This is a genomic window from Desulfosporosinus fructosivorans, from assembly GCF_004766045.1.
Lineage (GTDB): Bacteria > Bacillota > Desulfitobacteriia > Desulfitobacteriales > Desulfitobacteriaceae > Desulfosporosinus > Desulfosporosinus fructosivorans.
The window spans coordinates 15,901-37,967 of record NZ_SPQQ01000007.1; the positions used below are offsets into that span (position 1 = coordinate 15,901).

The 22,067-nt window shown below is 43.1% G+C and carries 22 protein-coding genes; 1 reads left to right on the top strand and 21 read right to left on the bottom strand.

All coding sequences use genetic code 11. From position 1 onward, the window contains the following. Nucleotides 1-22 precede the first annotated feature (22 nt). From E4K67_RS18580 to yabP, 14 genes are all read right to left on the bottom strand, one after another. Entirely contained in the window at nucleotides 23-718 is a 696-nt protein-coding gene (locus E4K67_RS18580; protein WP_135549914.1) for a DUF881 domain-containing protein, read from the bottom strand. After that, nucleotides 718-1,422 (bottom strand): DUF881 domain-containing protein, encoded by a 705-nt coding sequence (locus E4K67_RS18585; protein WP_135549446.1) that lies wholly within the window; start codon nucleotides 1,420-1,422, stop codon nucleotides 718-720. Before E4K67_RS18585 ends, E4K67_RS18580 begins: the two co-directional genes overlap by 1 nt. 61 nt (nucleotides 1,423-1,483) lie before the next feature. Then, nucleotides 1,484-1,933 (bottom strand): nucleoside-diphosphate kinase, encoded by a 450-nt coding sequence (gene ndk, locus E4K67_RS18590; protein WP_135549448.1) that lies wholly within the window; start codon nucleotides 1,931-1,933, stop codon nucleotides 1,484-1,486. A gap of 150 nt (nucleotides 1,934-2,083) precedes the next feature. Then, entirely contained in the window at nucleotides 2,084-3,988 is a 1,905-nt protein-coding gene (ftsH, locus tag E4K67_RS18595; RefSeq protein ID WP_135549451.1) for an ATP-dependent zinc metalloprotease FtsH, read from the bottom strand. 79 nt (nucleotides 3,989-4,067) lie between these two features. Then, on the bottom strand, nucleotides 4,068-5,492 hold the full coding sequence (gene tilS / locus E4K67_RS18600; RefSeq protein ID WP_135549453.1) for a tRNA lysidine(34) synthetase TilS: 1,425 nt from the start codon (nucleotides 5,490-5,492) through the stop codon (nucleotides 4,068-4,070). Beyond that, nucleotides 5,437-5,907 carry a threonine/serine exporter family protein gene (locus tag E4K67_RS18605; protein ID WP_206752214.1) on the bottom strand — a complete coding sequence of 157 codons (471 nt, stop codon included), beginning with the start codon at nucleotides 5,905-5,907 and terminating at the stop codon, nucleotides 5,437-5,439. Before E4K67_RS18605 ends, tilS begins: the two co-directional genes overlap by 56 nt. Before the next feature lie 235 nt (nucleotides 5,908-6,142). Continuing rightward, nucleotides 6,143-7,903, bottom strand: coding sequence for a formate--tetrahydrofolate ligase (locus tag E4K67_RS18610; protein WP_135549916.1), 1,761 nt, complete (start codon nucleotides 7,901-7,903; stop codon nucleotides 6,143-6,145). Nucleotides 7,904-8,217: 314 nt separating this feature from the next. Continuing rightward, nucleotides 8,218-8,982: a threonine/serine exporter family protein gene (locus tag E4K67_RS18615; protein ID WP_135549458.1), complete on the bottom strand. Its 765-nt coding sequence runs from the start codon at nucleotides 8,980-8,982 to the stop codon at nucleotides 8,218-8,220. A 6-nt stretch (nucleotides 8,983-8,988) separates the two neighbouring features. Continuing rightward, complete coding sequence (locus E4K67_RS18620; RefSeq protein WP_135549460.1) at nucleotides 8,989-11,076, bottom strand: SpoIIE family protein phosphatase; 2,088 nt, start codon at nucleotides 11,074-11,076, stop codon at nucleotides 8,989-8,991. Between the two features lie 256 nt (nucleotides 11,077-11,332). After that, nucleotides 11,333-11,722 carry a S1 RNA-binding domain-containing protein gene (locus tag E4K67_RS18625; protein WP_135549463.1) on the bottom strand — a complete coding sequence of 130 codons (390 nt, stop codon included), beginning with the start codon at nucleotides 11,720-11,722 and terminating at the stop codon, nucleotides 11,333-11,335. 100 nt (nucleotides 11,723-11,822) lie between these two features. Continuing rightward, nucleotides 11,823-12,134 carry an FtsB family cell division protein gene (locus E4K67_RS18630; protein WP_135549465.1) on the bottom strand — a complete coding sequence of 104 codons (312 nt, stop codon included), beginning with the start codon at nucleotides 12,132-12,134 and terminating at the stop codon, nucleotides 11,823-11,825. Continuing rightward, nucleotides 12,109-12,351 carry a sigma factor-like helix-turn-helix DNA-binding protein gene (locus tag E4K67_RS18635; RefSeq protein ID WP_135549469.1) on the bottom strand — a complete coding sequence of 81 codons (243 nt, stop codon included), beginning with the start codon at nucleotides 12,349-12,351 and terminating at the stop codon, nucleotides 12,109-12,111. The genes E4K67_RS18630 and E4K67_RS18635 overlap by 26 nt, the downstream gene beginning before the upstream one ends. A gap of 148 nt (nucleotides 12,352-12,499) precedes the next feature. Further along, nucleotides 12,500-12,994 (bottom strand): spore cortex biosynthesis protein YabQ, encoded by a 495-nt coding sequence (gene yabQ, locus E4K67_RS31595; RefSeq protein ID WP_135549472.1) that lies wholly within the window; start codon nucleotides 12,992-12,994, stop codon nucleotides 12,500-12,502. 48 nt (nucleotides 12,995-13,042) lie between these two features. Beyond that, on the bottom strand, nucleotides 13,043-13,321 hold the full coding sequence (gene yabP / locus E4K67_RS18645; RefSeq protein ID WP_135549475.1) for a sporulation protein YabP: 279 nt from the start codon (nucleotides 13,319-13,321) through the stop codon (nucleotides 13,043-13,045). Between the two features lie 161 nt (nucleotides 13,322-13,482). Between yabP and E4K67_RS18650 the strand changes: the two genes are divergently transcribed. Beyond that, on the top strand, nucleotides 13,483-13,725 hold the full coding sequence (locus E4K67_RS18650) for a hypothetical protein (RefSeq protein WP_135549477.1): 243 nt from the start codon (nucleotides 13,483-13,485) through the stop codon (nucleotides 13,723-13,725). Nucleotides 13,726-13,928: 203 nt separating this feature from the next. Here the strand turns inward: E4K67_RS18650 and E4K67_RS18655 are convergent, their stop codons facing one another. From E4K67_RS18655 to E4K67_RS30200, 7 genes are all read right to left on the bottom strand, one after another. Continuing rightward, the gene (locus E4K67_RS18655) at nucleotides 13,929-14,192 is read right to left on the bottom strand and encodes an RNA-binding S4 domain-containing protein (protein WP_135549480.1); all 264 of its coding nucleotides are present in this window, start codon (nucleotides 14,190-14,192) and stop codon (nucleotides 13,929-13,931) included. A gap of 95 nt (nucleotides 14,193-14,287) precedes the next feature. Beyond that, complete coding sequence (locus E4K67_RS18660; protein ID WP_135549483.1) at nucleotides 14,288-14,563, bottom strand: HU family DNA-binding protein; 276 nt, start codon at nucleotides 14,561-14,563, stop codon at nucleotides 14,288-14,290. An 85-nt stretch (nucleotides 14,564-14,648) separates the two neighbouring features. Next, a complete protein-coding gene (yabN, locus tag E4K67_RS18665) occupies nucleotides 14,649-16,106 on the bottom strand; it encodes a bifunctional methyltransferase/pyrophosphohydrolase YabN (RefSeq protein WP_135549486.1) in 1,458 nt (485 codons plus the stop codon). 162 nt (nucleotides 16,107-16,268) lie between these two features. After that, nucleotides 16,269-16,832, bottom strand: a complete 564-nt coding sequence (gene spoVT / locus E4K67_RS18670; RefSeq protein WP_135549489.1) for a stage V sporulation protein T — start codon at nucleotides 16,830-16,832, stop codon at nucleotides 16,269-16,271. A 227-nt stretch (nucleotides 16,833-17,059) separates the two neighbouring features. Further along, nucleotides 17,060-18,025 carry a peptidylprolyl isomerase gene (locus tag E4K67_RS18675; RefSeq protein WP_135549492.1) on the bottom strand — a complete coding sequence of 322 codons (966 nt, stop codon included), beginning with the start codon at nucleotides 18,023-18,025 and terminating at the stop codon, nucleotides 17,060-17,062. A gap of 39 nt (nucleotides 18,026-18,064) precedes the next feature. Beyond that, on the bottom strand, nucleotides 18,065-21,595 hold the full coding sequence (gene mfd, locus E4K67_RS18680) for a transcription-repair coupling factor (RefSeq protein ID WP_135549494.1): 3,531 nt from the start codon (nucleotides 21,593-21,595) through the stop codon (nucleotides 18,065-18,067). Between the two features lie 255 nt (nucleotides 21,596-21,850). After that, the gene (locus E4K67_RS30200; protein ID WP_199242593.1) at nucleotides 21,851-22,027 is read right to left on the bottom strand and encodes a hypothetical protein; all 177 of its coding nucleotides are present in this window, start codon (nucleotides 22,025-22,027) and stop codon (nucleotides 21,851-21,853) included. Nucleotides 22,028-22,067 lie beyond the last annotated feature (40 nt).

Sequence of the window (22,067 nt, forward strand, 5' to 3'; positions counted from 1 at the left end):
AATTTTCAACATCTTAGAATATTTAAGGAATCAACGGTTTCGCATGTTTAAACACATACGCTTTCTTGTAGGATGGGATACGCACTGTTTTTCTCGCAATGCTCACAGTCGAACCGTTTTGCTTTAGCACAGTAGCCTCTAATTGAGAAAAATAATCCAAGAGAGTTGCTTGATCCCCAATCGCATTCAGTTCAAAAGGGATTCCCTCTACACGGTTTATGGGCACCGTGTTCGCTAAGAAGATCGAACTTCCGCTTAGCACAATGGCCGTCGAGCTAACGACGCGTTGGCCGTTAATGCTGATTGCCTCAGCACCGGCATACTTCAAAGTGTTAATCAACCTAGCAATGTCATCTGGCGCAAGCGGAAAAGGAGCCTTACGGTCGTCAATGCTAACTTGAATCCCAGGACCCTCTACTGCTTGCGTCCCTTCGAGCATTTGCAATTGAACCAGTTCAGCAAGCAATGCAGGATCCGTTCCAACCTTCTTCCGCGCCTTCTCCAATTGTTCTACTAAGACGCGATTATCTTTTTGGAGTTGGGTATTTTGGGTCTGAGAATTTGACAGCACAGATCTCATTTGGGTCATACGCTCTGCACCAATTTGCTCTGCTGCCGAGACATTCTTTTGGGTTTGAGCCTGAAGGGATATCAGAAAGCCGAGGGCAATCGCCACAAGGGTGACAGGTAGCGCTAAGGTCCTTTTCCAATGTTGCATCATGTCCCCTCCTTAACGGGTTCTGAATACTGATAATCTCGTAGTCTGCCTGCCGGAATTACAACCTTATCCAAGACCTCGAGTGTACGGGTAATTCCATATTGTTTTTGGAGATCGGCAAGTCGATGCCAGACATAGAAGTCTAGTGCAGACGAAAAATGACTTGTTTCTCCGATGGCCTGAATCACATAAGGAGGCATTTGGCGAGACCCATTAATTTGAATATACGATCCGGCACAGAATACCTCTGTATTTGTCGTTACTCGCTGATCATTGACCGCAATAGCCTCCGCGCCCCCATTCCATAGAGCGTTCAAGATTGCGGTAATGTATTGTTCATGAATATAATTATTCTCATTTACCTCTTTAGCAATGTTCTTCGAATCATCCAGTATAATCCGTATACCTGGACCAGTAACAGCAATCAGTCCAGCATTCATTTTAGCCTCTTGAAGCTGTTGATTTGCCAAATCTGAGGCACTCTGACCCTGAGCATATTTTACTAATTCCTGTTGTATCTTAGCATTTTCGTCAGAAAGCTGTTGATTCTCTTGTTCAGATTGAATTAGACTAGGTACAGCTGTTTCTTGCTGTGTTAGTATACTGCCAGCAACTCCCTGAGTTTTAAGCAGAATAACAAAAAGAAATCCTAGCAAAATTGCTGCCAACCCAAGTAGAGATCCCTCTCTTTTCGCCAACTTCATATATCACACCTCCATAGTGTCTACTTTGGAAAAAGGACACCCCTGCGGGCGTCCCTATTTCTTATTCACTCAACCATTCATCGCCCACTTTGGGATAGTCTATAATCTCTCCGGGTTTGAAATAAAGTGCAATCTCACGTTCAGCGCTTGTAACCGAGTCCGAGCCATGAACAATATTACGGCTGACATCCAACCCATACATCCCACGAATGGACCCGGGACTCGCTTCCACTGGCTTGGTTGACCCCATTATTTGTCGGGCCGATGCCACTGCGTTTTTCCCTTGCCATACCATTGCAACGACCGGTGAAGACATAATGTAAGTGACCGTTGGCTCAAAGAACCCTTTGCCTCGATGTTCCGCATAATGTGCTTCAGCCAAAGCTCGATCCACTTGAATTAGCTTCATTCCAGCGAGCTTGAAGCCCTTTTTCTCAAAACGCTCGATAATTTCTCCGACCAACCCTCGCTGAACCGCGTCCGGTTTTAGCATAATAAATGTTTTTTCCATCCTTAACTCTCCTTTAAGTCAAAACCTAGGTGCCTTCTACGTGGACACCTTTAATTTCGCCCCTTTGCTAAGATGCATCCATCGGTTGTACTTCCATCGGTGATATTATTGGAGTTATATTGAATTCGTCTTCTACGGCTATAGTTCTACCTATACATCTTGCTGATCTTTAGGTTTTACCATATCTGGCGAACTTTCCACGTTCTTTTCTAGACTTATCGAAACCTCAGTATCGTCTCCAGCATCTACTACAACATCAAATTGGGCCATTAAAGCGGCAAAGCTTGTGACATCTAGTGTTTCCTTTTCCATCAGAGCTTCCGCGATAGCATGCAGTTTATCAATATTTTCCTTAATTAGGTTTTGAGCCTTCAGGTAACACTCATCGATGATCCTGCGCGCCTCTTTGTCAATTTCATAAGCAACAGCATCGCTATAACTTCGGTCACGTGAAATATCTCGACCAAGGAAAACTTGTTCTTCCTTGTGACCGAACGTGATCGGACCGAGTGCCTCGGACATGCCCAACTCAGTAATCATTTTACGAACTATCCCAGTGGCTCGCTCTAGGTCATTTGAGGCACCAGTACTAATTTCTTGAAGCACCAAGGCCTCAGACACTCGACCGCCAAGTAACATGACCACCTGGTCCATCAACTGAGATTTAGTCATATAATTACGATCTTCTTTCGGAAGAAGAAGCGTATATCCTCCAGCTCTACCGCGTGGAATAATTGAAACCTTGTGTAATGGATCCGTGTGAACGAGGAGTTCTCCTAGTAAGGCATGCCCAGCTTCGTGATAAGAGACGAGTTTCTTTTCGAATGGACTTATAACCCTACTCTTCTTCTCAGGTCCTGCAATTACCCGTTCTATGGAATCTTCCATTGCCTGCTGTCTAATCGTAGTTTCACTTCGACGAGCAGAAAGAAGTGCTGCTTCATTAATTAAGTTCGCCAAGTCTGCGCCAGTAAAACCAGAGGTGCGTCGCGCAAGAACTTCAAGATCGACATCTTTTGCTAACGGCATACCTTTTACATGCACTTTTAGGATCTCTTCGCGTCCTTTAACGTCCGGAACATCAACTACTACTTGCCTGTCGAAACGACCTGGGCGTAGAAGCGCTGGGTCAAGAACATCAGCCCTATTTGTAGCGGCAATAATTATAACTCCATCATTTCCGTTAAATCCATCCATCTCCACAAGAAGTTGGTTAAGTGTTTGCTCACGTTCATCGTGTCCACCACCTAAGCCAGCCCCCCGTTGCCGTCCAACCGCATCGATTTCATCGATAAATACGATGCAAGGTGCACTTTTCTTGGCTTGTTCAAATAAATCTCGAACCCGGGAAGCCCCGACCCCAACAAACATTTCTACAAAATCAGACCCACTGATGCTGAAAAATGGAACGCCTGCTTCTCCAGAGACAGCGCGGGCGAGTAAGGTCTTACCTGTTCCAGGAGGTCCAAATAGTAGAACCCCTGTAGGAATCTTGGCCCCTAATTCTTGAAATTTCTTTGGAAACTTCAAGAATTCAACCACTTCCTGAAGCTCTTCTTTCACCTCGTCGGCACCGGCAACATCCGCGAATGTCACCTTTTTCTTATCTTCTCCGATAAGTTTTGCCTTGCTTTTACCAAACTGCATCACCCGATTGCCACCACCCTGGCTTTGTTGCATCATAAAGAAGAACAATAGGACGATAACGAGTATGGGAAGCATTGTAGTAAGTAATCCCACCCACCATTGAGGTTTCGGAGGTGGATCAACTTTGTAAGGAAGACCGTGGGCATACAAATCCGCCGTAAGTTGTGGATCGTCCCCAAGTCCTACTACCACGTGCGTCTTATCATCTTTCATGGTTACTGTATACTTAATGGTATTGTCGTCAACTACAGCCGCGACGTTTTTTACTTGATCCTCAACAACAGCCCTTTTAAAAGCGTTATAATCTAACCCTACCTCTTGATTAACGGGAGGGGTTGACCATTTTATTAACACAATCGCCATTAGAATTATCAGTAAATAGATTGCAGCATTTTTAAAGAACTTCAAGTATGGTCCTCCTCTCTAGTGAGCAAACTGCTTCATTTTAAGAAGCAATTCCACATATTATACCATGCAGTATTGGGTTTTACAATGAATTCAAATTAGAACCCTCAGTCTGCAATTTGAGTACACAATAGACCTTATCAGTGCTCTGATCCGGCCGACACAAGCCACTCTGGCGAACACCTGGAATCCATAATACCTCGGCGCCGAGGGCAATCAAGGGTAGTCCATCTCTTACTTTATTAGAAACTTTTTCTTCTTGAAAAACCTTTTTTAAAGACTTATGACCAACACCCTGCAACCACATTTTGTCTCCTTGACGCCGAGTACGACACACCAACTGACCTGAAAACTGTCCTAAGAATTTCCGACTAAAAACCGCTACCTGGTTCCCAAATCTATCAGAATTTCCGTTCGTCGAGGCAAGATTCCATTCCTCAAACAATCCGATATCCAGCTTAAAATTTGGGATTTCGGTCCAACCCATGTCTAAAGCGATTTCCGGGAAGGCTAGATTCAAAACCTGTATAGGTACAGCATAACAGTTAAACCAAATTCCCTCGTCTGTAATCTTAACTGTCATACCCGGTAAATCCTGCATCCAACCAGGCTTTCCTTTTGAACCCATGATTTTCGCGACATATGTAAAGCCTAACCCTCTACGTTCTCCCGTAACCAGCATTGCGGCTTTTCGTAATAAGCGAGAAAGAATCGCTGCAGACTCAGTGAAGACTTCCCGACTTAATCCGATGGTACCTATAGAGTCTTTGATGTGATGCTGTTTCCAGGCTACCTCCACTTGCTGCGCCAAATATTCTTCATCCCAGCGTAGAAGTTCTCCCGTACGCCCAAGTGCTTCCTGAATTCGAGGATTGTAACCTCTCTCTAATTCAGGTAACAACTCAAGGCGAATTCGGTTACGAATATAAACTGGTTCTTCATTTGAACGATCAAGTGCATATGGCAGATCTTCTCGCGCACAGTAATTTAAGATATCCGTTTTCCCAAACATCAATAGTGGGCGAATGATTGAGTCCTTGCAGGGATATATTCCCGCTAATCCTGCAGATCCACTCCCTCTCAGTAGCCTATAGAGAATGGTCTCTGCTTGGTCACCTAAGTGGTGGGCTGTTGCAAGAAGGGTGCACTCCTCTTTAAGCATATCCTCTTTCCAACGAGAGTAACGCCATTCTCGGGCCGCCTCTTGGAACGATTGTCCCATAGTTTTGGCATACTTTTTTGCGTCAAAACGATGCACAATGCATGGAATCTCCCACTTCGCGGCCATATCCTGAACCAGGAGCACTTCATTATCGGACTCTTTTCGAACCCCGTGATGAACATGTGTTAATAACAACGAAATGTTTCTTAACCGTTCCTCTCGTACATATCGCCAAAGAATATGGCTTAAAGCTATTGAATCTGGTCCACCAGAGACTGCCACCATTACTTTAGCGTTTGGGGGAATTAATTGAGGTAATACGTGTGTTCGCAGTTTTTCGTATATGTCTCTCGCCCCCTTTCCGAACCAAACGCAAAGGAACTGTCGCTAAAGCAATTCCAACTGCAATTGCGCCCGCGGCGAACAACGTTTCCGTCCCGATGGTCAGTGCCCCGATAAAATCGCCTTTGACTAAAGCTAACATCGTAGAGTAAGCGCCTGCCCCCGGTACCAAAGGAATAATCCCAGGCACTGCGATGATCAAAACAGGAACGCGAAACATACGGGCTCCCCCTTCTGCCAAAAGTCCAATTCCTACAGAAGCAAAAAAAATTGCCGTATTCGTACCTCCGAGAGACCTGAAAATCAGCCACCCAAATGTACCTGCCAAAGCGCCAAGTAATAAGTAACGTACAGGAACATTAAAAACTACTGCAAATGCGAGCGAAGAAATGAAAGCCACTGTCAATTCGATAAACATTCGTTCTGTCTCCATTGCGTTTTAAATTACCAACATTTATTACCTTAACATTCTCTCCATGTAAACACAACGTCATACGTGGGACAATTCACGAATTGCCCCTACATATCTCGAAATTTACCCTACAATAAATCCAGAAACGAAGAAAAGGCCTGATTGCTCAAGGCCTTGCGAACTCTTTCTGATAATAACGTAGTAGGGCCAATTCATAATTGACCCTACTATAAATCCAGTTCTAGAACAATCCGCTAACTTTACCAGTTTGAGTATCAACATCAATTCTTCTATAAGCAGGGTCCGAACCTGTACCAGGCATTAAAGTGATGGTTCCAGCCATTGGGCAAAGGAACTTTGCTCCGCCATACACTAAGATGTCACGAATTGGAAGTCTCCAGCCTTTCGGCACTCCTTTTAAAGTAGGATCATGAGATAGGCTTAAATGGGTTTTGACCATCATTGTGGAGAAATCAGCATAATGTGAATCCGCTTCAAATCTCTTAGCCTTAGCTTCGGCTTCAGGAGACCAATCTACGCCGTCCGCTCCATAAACTTCTTTGGCAATAAGTTCAACGCGTTCCCGGAGAGGCATTTCCAACGGATAAAGGCATTTGAATTTAGACTCTTCTTTACAAGCATCCATAACGGCATCTGCCAATTCTAAAGCACCGTCTCCACCCTTGAGCCAGTGATCCGAGTGGGCACAGCGAGCTCCTGCAGCTTTGACGATTTTCTTAATTAAATCAATTTCTGCTTGTGTATCCGTATAGAAACCGTTGATACAGACAACAGGTACAATCCCAGATTTCTTAATAATACCCAGATTGTGAAGTAGGTTAATGCACCCTTTTTCCACGAGTTCCAGATTTTCAGTCGTGTACTCTTCAGGTAGAGGACGACCAGGAACCACTGAAGGACCACCACCATGCATCTTGAGGGCACGGATTGTTGCTACGAGAACTGAAACATTTGGTTTCAAGCCTCCCAAACGAGCTTTAACATTCCAGAACTTCTCAAAGCCGATATCTGCTGCAAATCCACTTTCTGTAACATGATAGTCAAACATCTTCAAGCCCAAGCGGTCTGCAATAATTGAAGATTGCCCGATAGCGATGTTGGCAAAGGGGCCAGCATGAACCATCACCGGTTGACCTTCAGCGGTATAACAAATTGTTGGATTAATAGTATTACGCATCCATGCGCACATTGCGCCGTCAACTTCTAAGTCTTTGGTCGTAACTGGCTTACCTGTTTTACTATAGGCAACAATAATATTTCCAATCCGCTCTCTTAAGTCGGGAAGATCTTTGGCTATTGCCAAAATAGCCATTAACTCTGACCCAACAGCAATCCCAAATTTCGAAGTCATTTGGAAACCGTCTTTTTTACCGCCGATACCAATTATAATATTTCTCAAGCCTTGAGCTGCAAAGTCAATAATCCAGCCCATTTCTACATTTTTAGGGTCTATATCCAAACGTGTCAAACCCCGTTTACCTAGCTCTTCGTCCGTATAGTTAGCCTCATGCTGCATCCTAGCATTCAGGGCAACCATACAAAGGTTGTGGGCGTTCATAATATCATTGATATCTCCAGTAAGTCCCAAAGAAAACTCGGTCATCGGTATTAATAGAGCGTTTCCGCCGCCAGCAGCGGTTCCCTTAATATTCATAGTTGGGCCACCAGACGGTTGGCGAATTGCCCCGCCGGCATTCATGCCCCTCTTGGCAAGTCCTTCGATGAGACCTATGGTCGTCGTTGTTTTTCCCTCTCCTAATGGAGTTGGGGTAATCGCTGTGACTTCAATATAATTTCCATCTGGTTTATCTTTGAGACGACTCATCATTTTCAAAAAGTCTACTTTTGGTGTTCTTCCATAAGGAATCAGTTCATCTTTTTCTAGTGACAGTGTTTTGATCAATTCTTCAACCGTAGGCATGTTCTTTTCGGCTTCTTCGGCAATCTGCCAATCTTTTAGTACCGTCGCATCCCAAGCCATTAAATCCGCTCCCTTAATCAAATTTATACTCTTCCTAAAAATAGTAACCAGACCCTTACCCATTCCACCTTAGTTATCATCCCTACCTATCTAAAAAAGTGGTACGTCTATCCCTCTGCCTAATCGTGAAAAGTATGTCCATAAACGTACTTTTCATTAAAAGGTACTTCATAGGGTTAGTCGTATTTTTTACCAATTTTAAATATTTAGTTTTTTTAACCTAAGGCTAGGGCAACCCAATTAGAGACATGATAACTTAATTCGACGCATATTTCTGATTTCCTGCTTATAGCATAATTTATGTACTTGAGTCTTCAAGGTAAGATTCCACCAATCCACAAATAAAATGTCAAAACTGCCCCAACTCCAGACGCAATGGAAAGCGCGACTCCAAACGCTTCTGCCCCTCGAATCAATGCCGAAATAAGATCTTCAAATAAGGCATCCCTGACTGAGGTCGTAATCGCTAAGCCTGGTACCAATGACATAATTGATCCAATGATGGCCAAGTCAAATTCAATGCCTGGCCAATACTGTTTTATAGCAAGATTCACAACTGTTGTCATAACCCCTGCAATTGCTAGCGCCATAAAGTATAGAACTTCTTGTTTCTGGAGAAATTCCATTACTAACATAACTAATAAGCCAGTCACACCCGCCACAAAGACGGATTCTATATGAGCGCCTAATAAATAGCCAAAACTAGCACTACCTATTGCCCCTGCTAGGAGACGAATTCCTGTTGGATATCTCCTAGGCAATCCATCTACCTTCAGAAGCTCATTATACGCAGTTTCTACCGTTAAAATACCTGCTGAAAGTTGCCGTGAAATCCGGTTCACCTCAAGTACTTTAGCAAGGTTCAACCCTCGGTTATGAATTCTAACAATGCGTGTATGAGTCTGAATCCCAACGTTTACAGTACAAAATATCCCTTGTGGAATGACAAAGACGTCAGCCATATTCCCTCCTCCAGCCAGGGCCATGCGCATCATAGTCTCTTCGACACGAGAAGTTTCCCCGCCATTCTCTAAAATCAACTGTCCTGCTAGGAGGATAAGATCGGTAACATCCGACATAAAACATCACTCATTCCAATAGTTCTTTCTAATTGCTAATATAATACCATCATCATCTAAAGCCCCCCCGCTCAAGCGGCGAGCTTCCTGCCCGATAAGTTCTGTGATATCTTGGGATTTTTCTATCGTTATGTTCTCTAGAAAATCTCGAATCCAGTCTGTCCCTTCCTTTAAAACGTCCTGTACACCATCTGTCAATAAAATTAACGTTTCCCCGCTCTGCATCTCCAGCTCAATAACAGGTATATCTATCTGATTTAAGATACCCGCTGGAAGACTAGACGATGCAAACGATTTCACGCCATCATTGCCGAGTAGATAAGAGGCGGACGCACCCACTTTAACTAGCTTCACATTAGCAGATTCTAAATCCAAAATCGCCATATCAATCGTTACAAAACTTTCTTCTGGGGAACGCAGAACGAGAATTGAGTTTAGGGCTTGAATCGCACCTTCAGGGTCAAACCCTGTGGTAAGAAGCTGCTCAAGGAGGGACAGCGCAGTAGCACTCATCTTAGAAGCATTTTCCCCCACACCCATTCCATCGCTTAAAATAAAGGCATGCTGGGTTGTCGAGAATGCTATAGAAGCATAGTTATCTCCACTCATTCCATTTCCAGTTTTCGTAAATGTAGTTAAACCCACATCAAGAAAGTGCCGACGGCGACGAGCTAAATTTGATGGTTTTACGACTTCCCAATTGTGCTGTGTATGAAGCTCTTTAGCTAGATTCCCGATGACCTGCGAAACGTTAAGAAACTGACGAGACAAAGCCTCTTGATTGAGGAGCAGGCGGCGGCGCCATGTCTCCTGGCTCTTTTCTTGTTCAATGATAAATTGCACGCCCAATAGCATTTCCTTCAGTCGTCCGCAATGACGTTTCCATTCGATCGGTAGAGATTGTAATTTGACATCTGTTTGGTTTTCTACCAAACCAAACAGCTCAAAGAAAATATGGTAAGTTTTATAAAACTCTCGATTCCAACAAGCCTCCATGGTCGGGCACGAATGGCACACACGCTCTACCAAAACATTCATGAGTTCAGGAACTTCTGGGCGCATCTCAAACGATTCTGCCTCGGACGCTTGATAGCTCAGAGCAATTTGATCAAAAATTTCTGCCAATGCCTTAACCTTGGTAACAGTGGTTTCTACCTCAGGAATTACCTTAGGCTTCAGAAAATTCTTTTGGGGAGTTGCTCCCGGCCATAGAATAAACAGAAATAAACCAATTGTAGAGGAAATAAGCTGAGAATATACTGCCTCTTGTCTCAAAAAGACTGTAAGCATCAGCATAACAGCAATAAAAGCAGTTCCTATTCCTAATTTGCCAAACCGTCGAAATGCACCTGTACAAAAACCAGCTAAACCGTAAATCCCTGCATCCATTAAATTTTGAGGATTTATAGTGGTTAATTGGGGCATAAAACCCAGTATTGCTCCAACTCCTGCCGAAGTTCCCGCTCCATACCTTTCAGAAACAAATAAAATAAAAAAACTTAATAAAACAATTGAGAGGTTTATGTCCATCACCTGTACACCTTGGAGGCCACTAATCACTCCAATAAGTATAAAAAGCCAGGCGATTCCTTGTTCACGCTGGAATTCACCTCTCCAAATAGCCTCCTGATGACACATTGCATACCAAAAAATGATTGAAAACCCTCCAGCCAATATACTATGAAGTCCAACTGAGAAAAATTCATAAAGATCTGGCTTTGCAAAGCTTATAGCTAGAGAAGAAATGAGGGCTACCACTACACCAGTCAAGGTAACCAAATATATCCCTTCGTGCTTTTTTTTGCGCATAGGGGGCATAATCACTGTCAAAGCTGCTAGCATAGCTATAACTTGTAATGTAAAGGACATATCCCCCAGTGAAATAACACCAATGAGAATACCGAGAATACCAAATATTACCCCACTCTCTCCCCTTATGAGCAAGACTGCCCCGAATGCAACTCCAAAGGGATGGAAGCCCAAAATACTACCTCTCGCCAATAGTGCTCCTAATAATAGTGGAAAAAACGTACTTTCGATTGAAATCCTGCTACGCAGGCCTTGATCTAGTTTCAACGTTGTCCATTCTGCCATAATATCACCTCTTAACCATTTTATGGTAATATTATAACTCACATATTTGGCAAAGCTTGTCTAGTCAAGTCACTTATGCCCAACAACTTTCGACGTGGTTCATAACTAATCTCTTTATATTGTATCATTAACCCTTAGGCTCTCTTAAAAGTATCGACATTTACTAAAGGAAACTTAATATAATATAAATCTTTGTCGGAGCTCCTTAAACTAAAATTAACTTAAAATAAAAAAACCGCCTTCCGGCGGTTTACAACTAAGATCTACTTGAACCTCTGCCTCCACGTTTAGAGTCTGTAGCACGACGAAATTCTGTCTGACGCTCATCACTGTCTTTTATAAACTTAGCCAACTTATCCTCAAAGGACACGGTCGGTGGAAGACGGCGTTCACGACCCACATTACGAACAGGAGGATTTGCTTGTTTAATTGAGAGTCCAATTTTTCCTTTTTCATCGACATGAATGACTTTTACCTTAACATGATCCTGTTCTTTTAAATAATCTCGGACGTCCTTGACATAGGCGTCAGCAACTTCCGAGATATGTACGAGACCGGTTACTCTATCCGGCAACTCAATAAATGCTCCGAAGTTCGTGATCCCAGTAACGACTCCTTCAACAATACTGCCAACGTCAATGGCCATACGAAGTAAACTCCTCCTTGTGATGATATATCTATATCTTCTCTATATTATATGCAGTAAATTTCACGCCTGTCAAGGTTAAGAAAAGCAATGTGGGGTACTAATTCTTGGGAGAAATGAGAATTTCGCCTCGTTTTACAAGTCCTAACTGCTCTCTGGCTAATTTTTCTATGTAGCTTGGAGTGTTCAATTGAGTAATTTCATCGTGTAGAAGTTTTTCCTGTTGAAGTAATAAGACCTTTTCTTGATTTAATTGGGCTAACTGTGCTTCTACGTTAGATCGCAGTTTCCATATTTGCCATGTGGAGCTTCCGACTACAGCGACCATAAAGCATAGAACAAAGATAGTACCCAAACGAAGTCGAACCCTCGGCCGATTTTGAGTATTAATCTTCTGACGAGTCCTCTTCATCCAGATCTCCTCCCCCTAAACCAAGCTCTGCACCTGGAATAATGCAAACAATCTCGTACCCTTTGCTTCTTGCACGGGTCAATAACGTTGCCACCGAACTTTGACTAATATGGAGCTGTTTAGCGATGTTTTCAAAAGATTTTCCACTTTCTTTAAGGATCACCGCTTGGCGTTCCCGAAAGCTTAGTTTTTCCAAACCTCGAATTTCTATTTGCACTGTGGCACACCCTTGCTGAAAAGTTATACACACGTGTGGATAACCTGTGGACAAATTACTTACATATCATCTACAAAACATGGACAAATTATCAATATAGCTCCATTATAGCTATTCCCCCTTAGGTAATCAATCCCTCTGAGAAAATTCACCCATTAGTCCTAGGTGGTATACGGCTGTTCCACCACCTTTTCAGCCTTCTTTTAGTATGGATGATTACGTCAAGAAGGAAAATCTCTCCGATCCGATAGACAAGCATGCTAAACCATTTCAATATTGCATAGGGCAGTCTCATGATCAAAACTATCCCTCTTATTGGAATCATAATACCTCTGTGGATAATTCCTGCGAGGTAAGTCATAACCCGATAAATTCCAAAGAAGAAGCGTACGAAAAAACGGCTCAACAGTCTTAAATATAGAACTAAACCTAGCAGACAACCCCAAATAATATAAAAACGAAAGGCTAGAGCATTTGCCCTTTCAAAAAAGCGGAAAAGAATAAACAGTGCAACTAGTGAAAAGAGTACATCGCCTATAAACGTCAGAACCTGACCCCAGCCTTGCCAACGACGAAAAGAACGATAAAAGTCGAAAATTAATCCAACGGCTGCCCCAGATACAATTACCCAAAAAAACGTCACGAATTCTGAGATTGCGCTTCCTCCTTTCTTCTAACGCGGGAGGCCTTGTTAACGAAAAATTCGGTTCATCAATCCTTGACGTGAGCCGCCATTCGTATTTCGTTGATAGATTAAAGCACCGACATGCCCTTGAAGATCAATTTTACCTTCCTCAAGATTAAGCAGTTTGATGCCAAGCTGTTCCCCTTTGATACTCAATATTCCAAGTTCAGTTTCCAGAACAATTTCCTTGGGGTCAAAGGACTGCACCTTTTTAACGCCGGTCAACGCAATTTGTTCGCGATTTTCCATGACAAGGCGATGTCCCTTGCTCACTTTGTCCACCATGCCCCATCCCCCTAACTCTTTTTCTTCTTAACCCTATTCAACTTGCACGTCCTTTAGAAGTGAGAAAGTGTCTTAGCAGTTTCGCATCATCCTACGCCGCAAGGTATTCCTATAGGGACACGGCTTCGGCGAGGTGGGAAGCTCTTGGGGGGCTGTTAGCGTTGACGCAAACTCAAATGTGGGTGCAAGTTTTGGGGACTGTTCTTTGGCTTGCATTTTCTCGCCGTTGCACCTGTAAGAACAATTTAATGTATCCATACGGGTGTAACGGCTTAGTCGACGCGGTGGAAGAATGTGGAAGGTTTATGGACGTTGTTTGCGTTTTGGACGCAAACACGCTTAGCGTGCTCTCTAAGCAAAGAGACTTCCCTAAATGGGTAATGGGAGGGATACTTATAGTCTAGGAGTTTTAAAGGCGATTTGGGCGTATCTGGCGCTATTTTTGTTCTTGACGCAAAATACGCCATTCGTGTTTTTAGCACGAAAAGCGTATTGGATACTTTCTAACCATCTTCCTTATCGATTGTAACTAGGCCAAGATGACAGGATTGTTATTTTAGAACTTTAAAATTTGAATTATAAGAGAAAAAAGACAGAGTCTTTAATCTTAAGACTCTGTCTTTCGCTCATCGCGAATCAATTCATAGAGAGTGTGTGCTTCATTGGCCCTTACACTGTTCGGAATCGCCAATACTTGGACTTCAAGAATATGACTTCCCATTTCTAGAGTGATACGGTCCCCGATCTTTACTTCTGCTGAGGGTTTAACAACCCGTCCGTTAATTCCGATCTTTTCCCCCACACAGACATCTTTGGCAACCGTTCGTCGCTTGATCAGGCGAGAAACTTTTAAGTATTTATCGATGCGCATGCATTCACATCCTTCTCAACACAAAGCTGTGTTTTTTGATATACAAAATCAGGTTCCAGAAGCTGGAACCTGATTTTGTAAAAATGTCCGAAGACTCATTTTTGGACTGCGTCTTTAAGAGCCTTCCCTGCTTTGAAACCAGGTACTTTGGCCGCTGGAATCAAAATTGTTTCCTTAGTTTGGGGATTTCTTCCCGTTCGTTCTGCACGATCTTTTACTTCGAACGTCCCAAAACCAACCAGTTGAACTTTTTCACTTTGTGCCAAGGATTGCTCGATTGTAGCAAAAACGGCACTAACAGCCTTTTCTGCATCCTTTTTGGACATGTCAGCTTTCTCAGCAACAGCGCTAACTAATTCAGCCTTATTCAAAAATAGTCCCTCCTAATAACTGATCTTATCACGACAATTTATATTTCGCGATAAATAATCAATTCTCCTGCTTTTTTAATTTATATTAGATTAATTTACCACTTTTTTCTTTGGATTTAGCTTTTTCCCAAAAAATGTCCATCTCGTCTAGAGGTAATTTTTCTAAGTCCAGACCGTCTTTTCGGGCTAAATCGACCATATTCAGAAAACGACGTTGAAACTTATGTATGGTATCCCTTAGTACGTCTTCCGCATCAAGCTTCAAGAAACGAGATAAATTGACAATTGAAAACATCAAATCACCAAGTTCTTCACGTATTCCTATACCATCAGACAAGGCACTTTTAAGCTCTTGTAACTCCTCCTCGACTTTCCCCCAAGGCCCATCAATCTCTGACCAGTCAAACCCGACCTTGGCCGCTCTACGTTGCGTTGAGGAAGCCCACATGAGTGCTGGTAGGCCTAACGGGTCATTAAAAAAGACTAGCTCAGCATTTCCGTCCGTTTTCTCTTCCTGCTTAATTCTATCCCAAGTACGGATCACATCATCAGCGCTCTCTACCTTCTCCTCTCCGAAAACATGAGGATGCCTGCGAATCAGTTTTTGAATAATCTCTTTCAGCACGTCTTGAATATCAAAGTCTTGATCTTCTGAGGCAAGTTGAGTATGAAAAACGACTTGCAATAATAAGTCTCCCAACTCTTCACACAAATTATACATATCCTTTTTCTCTATTGCCTCAAGAACTTCATAACTCTCTTCGATCAGACACGGTTTTAACGTATCATGTGTTTGTTCTCGGTCCCATGCACACCCTTGATCAGAACGCAATAAGGCCATCACTTTAATCAATTTAGATAGTGAGATAACCTCTGAATTAGGCGGTAAAACTATGGTCGTCAAATGATCGAACGTTCCATGATCCATCTCGAATAGTGGAAGCTTGTCCACCTGCTCTTCAGGGGTTCCAAGGGCTTTTGTAATATACACCCATGCCTCATCAGGGTAAGAACTCATAAGATCCAATTTGACCTCTGAGGCTATTAATTTATTATACACTTGAGGAATTATCAGCCATTCTTTCCCCGTGAGTCCTACATCTTTTAGCGCATCATTATTTCGTATTAACACCCCATCAATAGGATCGAACTTTAAGACTCTAAAAATCTCATCGACAAAGCTCATGGCCGGATGAATCACTACCTCATATTCTTGTGCGAGCTTTTCCTCAATAAGTTGTACAGTCTTCTCAGCGACCATGGGATGTCCTGGTACCACGTAAATAACATCAGTGCCCTTTTTTAGTTCTTTACGTAACTGTTCGGTAATGCTTTCATAAACCTCCTCGAAAGAAGGCTTTGTGGCATAGATCTCATCAAACGATTCTACACATATACCCTCGGCCATCAATTCCTGAACACAAGGATGTTCTGCAGTTCGAGCAAAAATTCTCTTCGCACCGAGTATTCGACGGTAGTTTCCTAGAGTTAACTGTTCAAGTCCAGAAGGGCCTAAGCCCATAACATGAAGACACGAGGACATTTTTTTCACCTCCTAGAAGTATTTTACCATAAACTAATCTCTTCCGGTATACAGAAAACTTGGCTGACACCAAGCATTCAGTCAATTATACTTTCTACCTAGTAAATAAAATAAAGCGGCAAGACCGCTTTATTTTATCTTGTTCCTTCTCGAATCTTAAGGTTATTGTTCCATCTGCTTTGCTAAAAAACCAGCGGCAGTCTCGACTAATTTAATCTCCAACTCTCCCATTTTCATATTAGGCTCCTTGGACATAAGCATCACGGCGCCTATCGGATCCCCTTGGGAAATAATCGGGGCAATGACTTCACTTGTATACTTACATTTGTCGCCTTCTTCATTTTCAGGACAGCTTTTACATAAATCATGTTCCCCAATAGTTCCAATATTAATAGTCTTCCTTTCCTCCATGGCTTGTTCTATAGCAGGTCCTATTGCTTTGTTAAGGTACTCTTTCTTTGATGCTCCCGATACTGCAATAATTGTATCACGATCTGTAATACAAGTAATATGCCCAGTTGCCTCGAAAAGCGAGTCAGCATATTCTTTGGCGAATTCCCCCAACTCACGAATGGGAGAATATTTTTTCAGGATGACCTCCCCTTCCCGATCTACAAAAATCTCTAGCGGATCTCCTTCCCGAATTCGAAGAGTCCGACGAATTTCCTTTGGAATAACGACACGACCGAGGTCATCAATTCTTCTTACGATACCTGTTGCTTTCATAACGTACTTTCCTCCTTTTGTCGTTCCCGAAAACTCATTTAGCACTTGCATCTTGAACCTTAAATTCAATGATAGTATATATCTAGGGATTGCCATTTATTCATTTTTTTCCAATGTAAAACAAAAGAAGGCAATTATTTTTAATTGCCTTCTTTTGTAGTCGTTTTCCATTTAGTATTATTGTTGCCTTTTTGTTCCGCCCTGTCAGGAGATCTCGTGCTGCTACATTAACTTGCAGGCTCATATCCTTTAGCATACTCGGTCTTTGCCTTCTTTTGCAGATCGTCAAAATATGTCTGGAACTTCGTGTCTTTAGCGGTATTCAACGCATCTTCTTTAACACGATCTTTTAACTTCTCAAAGTCTGGGGCGACCTCAGGCGTATGCGTTTCAGCAAAGATAACATGATAACCAAATTCTGTTTTTACAGGGGCAGTAGAAAATGTACCTACTTTTTGGGCAAATACAGCTGTTTCAAATTCAGGAACCATTTTACCCTTAGTGATGGTTCCAAGATCGCCACCTGATTCTTTAGCTCCCGGCTCAGTAGACTTCTCTTTGGCAAGCTGTTCAAACATAGGAAGGATCGCGGCTTGGTCCTTAACTGCTGAAAGCTGCGTAATAATTGCCTTCGCTTCGTCTTCTGTTTTCACTAGGATGTGACGAGCTGTTACACTTTCGGGTTGGGTATAATTAGCTACGTTTTTATCAAAAAAAGCCTTGGCATCAGTGTCATTAATTTCTTTGATGTCCCCCGTTACCTTCTCATAAACCGTCAGGAAATTCTTTAATTCTGCTTCCGTCATTCCCTGTTGTTTAAGTGTATCTTGGAATTTAGCATCATCCCCAATATTTTTTTTGATGATATCTTCCTGCTCTTTTATTTTTGCGCCCTCTGGATCAAGCTTTTGGGCCTTTATTTCCTGAGCAATAAGTTTTCCCTCGATCATACGAGCTAATAGCTGGCTTTTAATCTGAGGCAAGGCTGCTTTGCCTTCCTCGGTGTCAAATTTCATACCTAGTTTTTCATAAGTCTTTTGCGCTTCAGCAACTCTTGTCTCATAATCCTTAATCAGAATTGATTCCCCGTTAACTTTTACCGCCCATTTACCGCCAACCAACGAAGAACACCCCGTGGTCACAAGTATCAATGCAAGAACTCCCAATATTATCCCCACCTGAGACTTTCTCATTTAGACACACCCTTTCAATTTTGACATGAGAACAGTATATCAAGGAGTCGTCCTTGAAGCAATATTGCAAAATGTTGAGAGCACTCGTCTTACGGCCTCAATCACTTCTTCTTGCCCAAGCGTGCGGATACGAATTTTACACTCTAGATTCCCACCGCTCACCGACTTGAAAGACAAAGGATAAGGGGACGCCGAGGCCACTGCCATCAAGTTCTCACCCGTCATGCCCATATCTGCTGCAAAACGAATACTAACATTTTGTTTGGCTTGTTGAATTTGTTCAATCTTCAAAGAACTTGCTAGGAATTTGATCCGAATTATTGCGATTAGGTGCTCAACTTCACGCGTAGGAGTACCGAAACGATCCACCAATTCGTCAACCATCTCGCTGAGTTGATCCTCATCCCGAACCATAGCCAGCCGTTGGTATAACGATGCCTTAGCTTGGCTGTCTACAATATAGGGATCCGGTAAAAAGGCATCCACCTGGAGCTCAATACTCGGTTCGATGACTTCTTCGACCTTTTCTCCCCGCAGTTCCTGAACCGCTTCTTTAAGCATTTGACTATACATTTCAAACCCCACCGCTGCCAAATGTCCATGCTGTTGGGCACCAATCAAGTTTCCCGCTCCACGAATTTCCAAATCTCGCATGGCAATTTTAAATCCCGCCCCAAATTCTGTAAATTCGCGGATAGCCCCCAGGCGTTTCTCTGCAATTTCTGTGAGAACTTTTTGTGGTTTATATAAAAGGTAGGCAAACGCTTTGCGGTTGGACCGTCCAACACGCCCGCGCAACTGATAAAGCTGGGATAACCCAAAACGATCGGCCTCATCGATAATAAGAGTGTTTACATTAGGCATATCGAGTCCCGTTTCGATAATGGTCGTAGAAACTAGGACATCCATTTCCTGCTCAAGAAAATCAAGCATAACACGTTCCAATTCTGTTTCGCGCATTTGGCCATGAGCAATACCGCACCGAGCCTCGGGAACCAACTGACTCAAAAAATGGGTAACTTTGTCCATATCCTCCACTCTATTATGCACATAGAATACTTGTCCACCACGTTGAATCTCACGCCTTATGGCGTCACGGACTACATCAGCTCGAAATTCTGTAACATACGTTTGAACTGGATACCGACCTTCAGGTGGGGTCTCAATCACGCTCATGTCCCTAACTCCCACCAATGACATATGCAAAGTCCTTGGGATTGGGGTTGCCGACAAAGTCAGCACATCAACGTTACCTTTAAGTGTTTTCAGTTTTTCCTTGTGGGCAACTCCGAAACGCTGCTCCTCATCAATAACCAATAATCCCAAATCCTTAAACTTGACGGCATCAGAGAGAATACGGTGCGTTCCTACAATGACATCTATTCGCCCTTCTTTAAGACCTTCCAGTATTACCTTTTGTTCTTTCTGAGACCGAAAACGGCTTAGCATTTCAATTGTAATCGGATATCCTATAAACCGCTCCTTAAAGGTATTAAAATGTTGTTGAGCCAAAATAGTTGTGGGTACGAGGACTGCTACTTGCTTACTATCCAACACCGCTTTAAACGCCGCACGAAGGGCAACTTCCGTTTTCCCATATCCAACATCTCCGCAGAGTAAGCGGTCCATCGGACGTGGACGCATCATATCAGTTTTTACATCCACAATGCTCTGAAGTTGATCCGGCGTCTCTTCGTAAGGGAATTTCTCTTCAAATTCATTTTGCCACACATTATCAGGAGAAAAAGCAAAGCCTTGGATAGCCTCCCTCTTGGCATAAAGCTTCACCAAATCAATCGCCATTTCTTTAACGGCACTGCGTGTTTTACTCTTTACCTTGTACCACTCAGTCCCCCCGAGTTTGTATAGTTTGGGCAAGGTTTCCGCAGCACTTCCCAAATACTTTTGCAGGAGATGAAGTTGATCCAGAGGAACATAGAGCCGATCTTCTCCGGCGTAGCGGATTCCAAAGTAGTCCTTTTCGATGCCTTCAACTGCTAAACGCTCAATGCCGGTAAATTGACCGATCCCGTGGTGAGCATGAACAACATAATCTCCTGGTTTAAGATCCGAGATAAACATACTCTTTGGAGCAGGTTTGCTAGGCTTCTTACCAACAACCTTGCTCTCTCTCTTATAGATTTCAGTTTCAGTCAGAATGACTAGTTTTCCGAGCGGTAACTCGAAGCCATGGTCGAGGGAATATGGGTAAACATACACATGTCCTTCTTCAATAGAATCCTTAAGTTCTTTGCGAGATGCCGTCAATCCACGATCTTTTAATCCCTGAATCAAACGCAGGGCATGATCTTCATCGCCAACAAACAGCGCCACCACATTTCCTGCATTCTTTCGGTGCTCTATCTCCTCGACTAACTTACTTGTTTTTCCCATAAAGCCCGTCAAGGGGCGGGCGTTGAGGTTGAAAATTCGCTTTGGGGAGAGCCCTGGCGCTTGCCTTAAAAGCGTTGAAAGATTGATCAAAGGATGTCGCTCTCCGTGGCTTAGAATATCATTGTAGTCGATAAACTGAGTCTCAGGATGAACAAACCCCTCACCGTGTTCCAGCTGGTGAGTGAATTCTAGTAAACGCTCGTTAGCTTGAAACTCTAACTTCTCTTTTAAGCGTAACGGCTCGTCTAATACAATAAAGTGATCCTCTGAAAGATAAGAGAAAAAGGGGACGAGTGGTGTATTAACTAAGCTTAGAAAAGAATAAATATTTTCATCTAAGATCCCCTGTTCAAGCCTTTCTTCCAGAAAATTAACTTTACTGCGTAAGCGTTCAGCCGCATCTTTCCTACCCGCACGTTCAAGACGACCGGTCGTTTTACGAGCTTCTGCGCGAATTGCAAAGCGAAGTTGCGCTAGTTCTTCCCTCGTGACAACATATTCCATGGCAGGAGAAATACGCACCTTGTTCAAAGAGGCAATGGATTTCTGAGTGCTAACGTCAAACGTCCGAATTGAATCAATTTCCTCATCAAAAAATTCAATGCGCACTGCCTCTCCGTCTAAGGGTGCAACGTCCAAAATCCCACCTCTTAAGGCGAACTGCCCTTTCCCTCCAACTGTCTCTATCCGCTCATATCCACCAGAGGTTAATGCCGTAAGAACCTCAGGTAGGGCATAACTCTCCCCTACTTCAAATGTTAACGTATACTCTGTCCAGCGGTCCAGAGGGAACACACGCCGTTCCACTGCAAGGGCAGAAGCAACGACAGTACATTTGCGGTTCTGAGCCAGTTGATTCATGACCCGAATTCGGTCTGCAGTAGTTTCTCTACTTCTACCCAATACTTCAAAAGGGAGCCACTCTGTTGTGGGTAAATGTAGAATGGTATCTTGAGGGCACCAAGTCCGCAAATCGTTAGTCCACTTTTGGGCCTGCTCTTCTGAATATGTTAAGATCAAGCCATTCTTAGACTTTTGTAATAGCTGAGCGACAAAGGCTGCCTTTTGGCTTCCTGTTAAATCGCAAATCATTTGGGGCCATTCCCCATAGTTTAGGGATTGCTCAATCTCTTTAATATCAAGTCCCTGTCGAATATAGTCATGAATTGTATTCAAGCCGCGCTTCCTTTCGGGTAACAAAAAAGATGAACGTCCGATAAAGGACCCCCATGAGCGATATTCGCTATTCGCTATTCGATGGATTTTTACCAAGCTTCAAACCATGAATTACGATTTTGTTACCCCTAATCTGGTAAAGGCACGATGCATCGTGCCCCTATAAATCCCTGGACCCGACGTTATTTCTGAAACAATAGTGTGGAGGTTAGGGCACAATACATCGTGCCCCTACAACGCCGCTTTTTGCCAGTACTAATGATAAATATTTCTAGGCGCCATTTCCATGTCATTTAGGCAACTTGGGCAAAGAGCGTATGCGACATTTCCAACAATATCCATTATAGGGTCAGCGCTATTGTTGGTCAAGTCATCTAACTCAATCTCACCAATAATTCGATCACAGGCATGACATAACTTTAATATCATCATACTAAATTCACCCCCTAGCTAGTAGAATTGCCCCTAGCAA

Coding starts and splice junctions, on each gene's coding strand:
- yabN (WP_135549486.1), bottom strand. CDS start 16,106: ATGTCCTCGTGTCTTCATGTTATGGGCTTAGGCCCTTCTGGACTTGAA.
- E4K67_RS18625 (WP_135549463.1), bottom strand. CDS start 11,722: ATGGCCATTGACGTTGGCAGTATTGTTGAAGGAGTCGTTACTGGGATC.
- spoVT (WP_135549489.1), bottom strand. CDS start 16,832: ATGAAAGCAACAGGTATCGTAAGAAGAATTGATGACCTCGGTCGTGTC.
- E4K67_RS30200 (WP_199242593.1), bottom strand. CDS start 22,027: ATGATGATATTAAAGTTATGTCATGCCTGTGATCGAATTATTGGTGAG.
- E4K67_RS18610 (WP_135549916.1), bottom strand. CDS start 7,903: ATGGCTTGGGATGCGACGGTACTAAAAGATTGGCAGATTGCCGAAGAA.
- E4K67_RS18615 (WP_135549458.1), bottom strand. CDS start 8,982: ATGTCGGATGTTACCGATCTTATCCTCCTAGCAGGACAGTTGATTTTA.
- E4K67_RS18585 (WP_135549446.1), bottom strand. CDS start 1,422: ATGAAGTTGGCGAAAAGAGAGGGATCTCTACTTGGGTTGGCAGCAATT.
- E4K67_RS18655 (WP_135549480.1), bottom strand. CDS start 14,192: ATGCGCATCGATAAATACTTAAAAGTTTCTCGCCTGATCAAGCGACGA.
- ndk (WP_135549448.1), bottom strand. CDS start 1,933: ATGGAAAAAACATTTATTATGCTAAAACCGGACGCGGTTCAGCGAGGG.
- yabP (WP_135549475.1), bottom strand. CDS start 13,321: ATGGTGGACAAAGTGAGCAAGGGACATCGCCTTGTCATGGAAAATCGC.
- E4K67_RS18630 (WP_135549465.1), bottom strand. CDS start 12,134: ATGAAGAGGACTCGTCAGAAGATTAATACTCAAAATCGGCCGAGGGTT.
- E4K67_RS18620 (WP_135549460.1), bottom strand. CDS start 11,076: ATGGCAGAATGGACAACGTTGAAACTAGATCAAGGCCTGCGTAGCAGG.
- E4K67_RS18675 (WP_135549492.1), bottom strand. CDS start 18,025: ATGAGAAAGTCTCAGGTGGGGATAATATTGGGAGTTCTTGCATTGATA.
- E4K67_RS18580 (WP_135549914.1), bottom strand. CDS start 718: ATGCAACATTGGAAAAGGACCTTAGCGCTACCTGTCACCCTTGTGGCG.
- E4K67_RS18605 (WP_206752214.1), bottom strand. CDS start 5,907: ATGTTTATCGAATTGACAGTGGCTTTCATTTCTTCGCTCGCATTTGCA.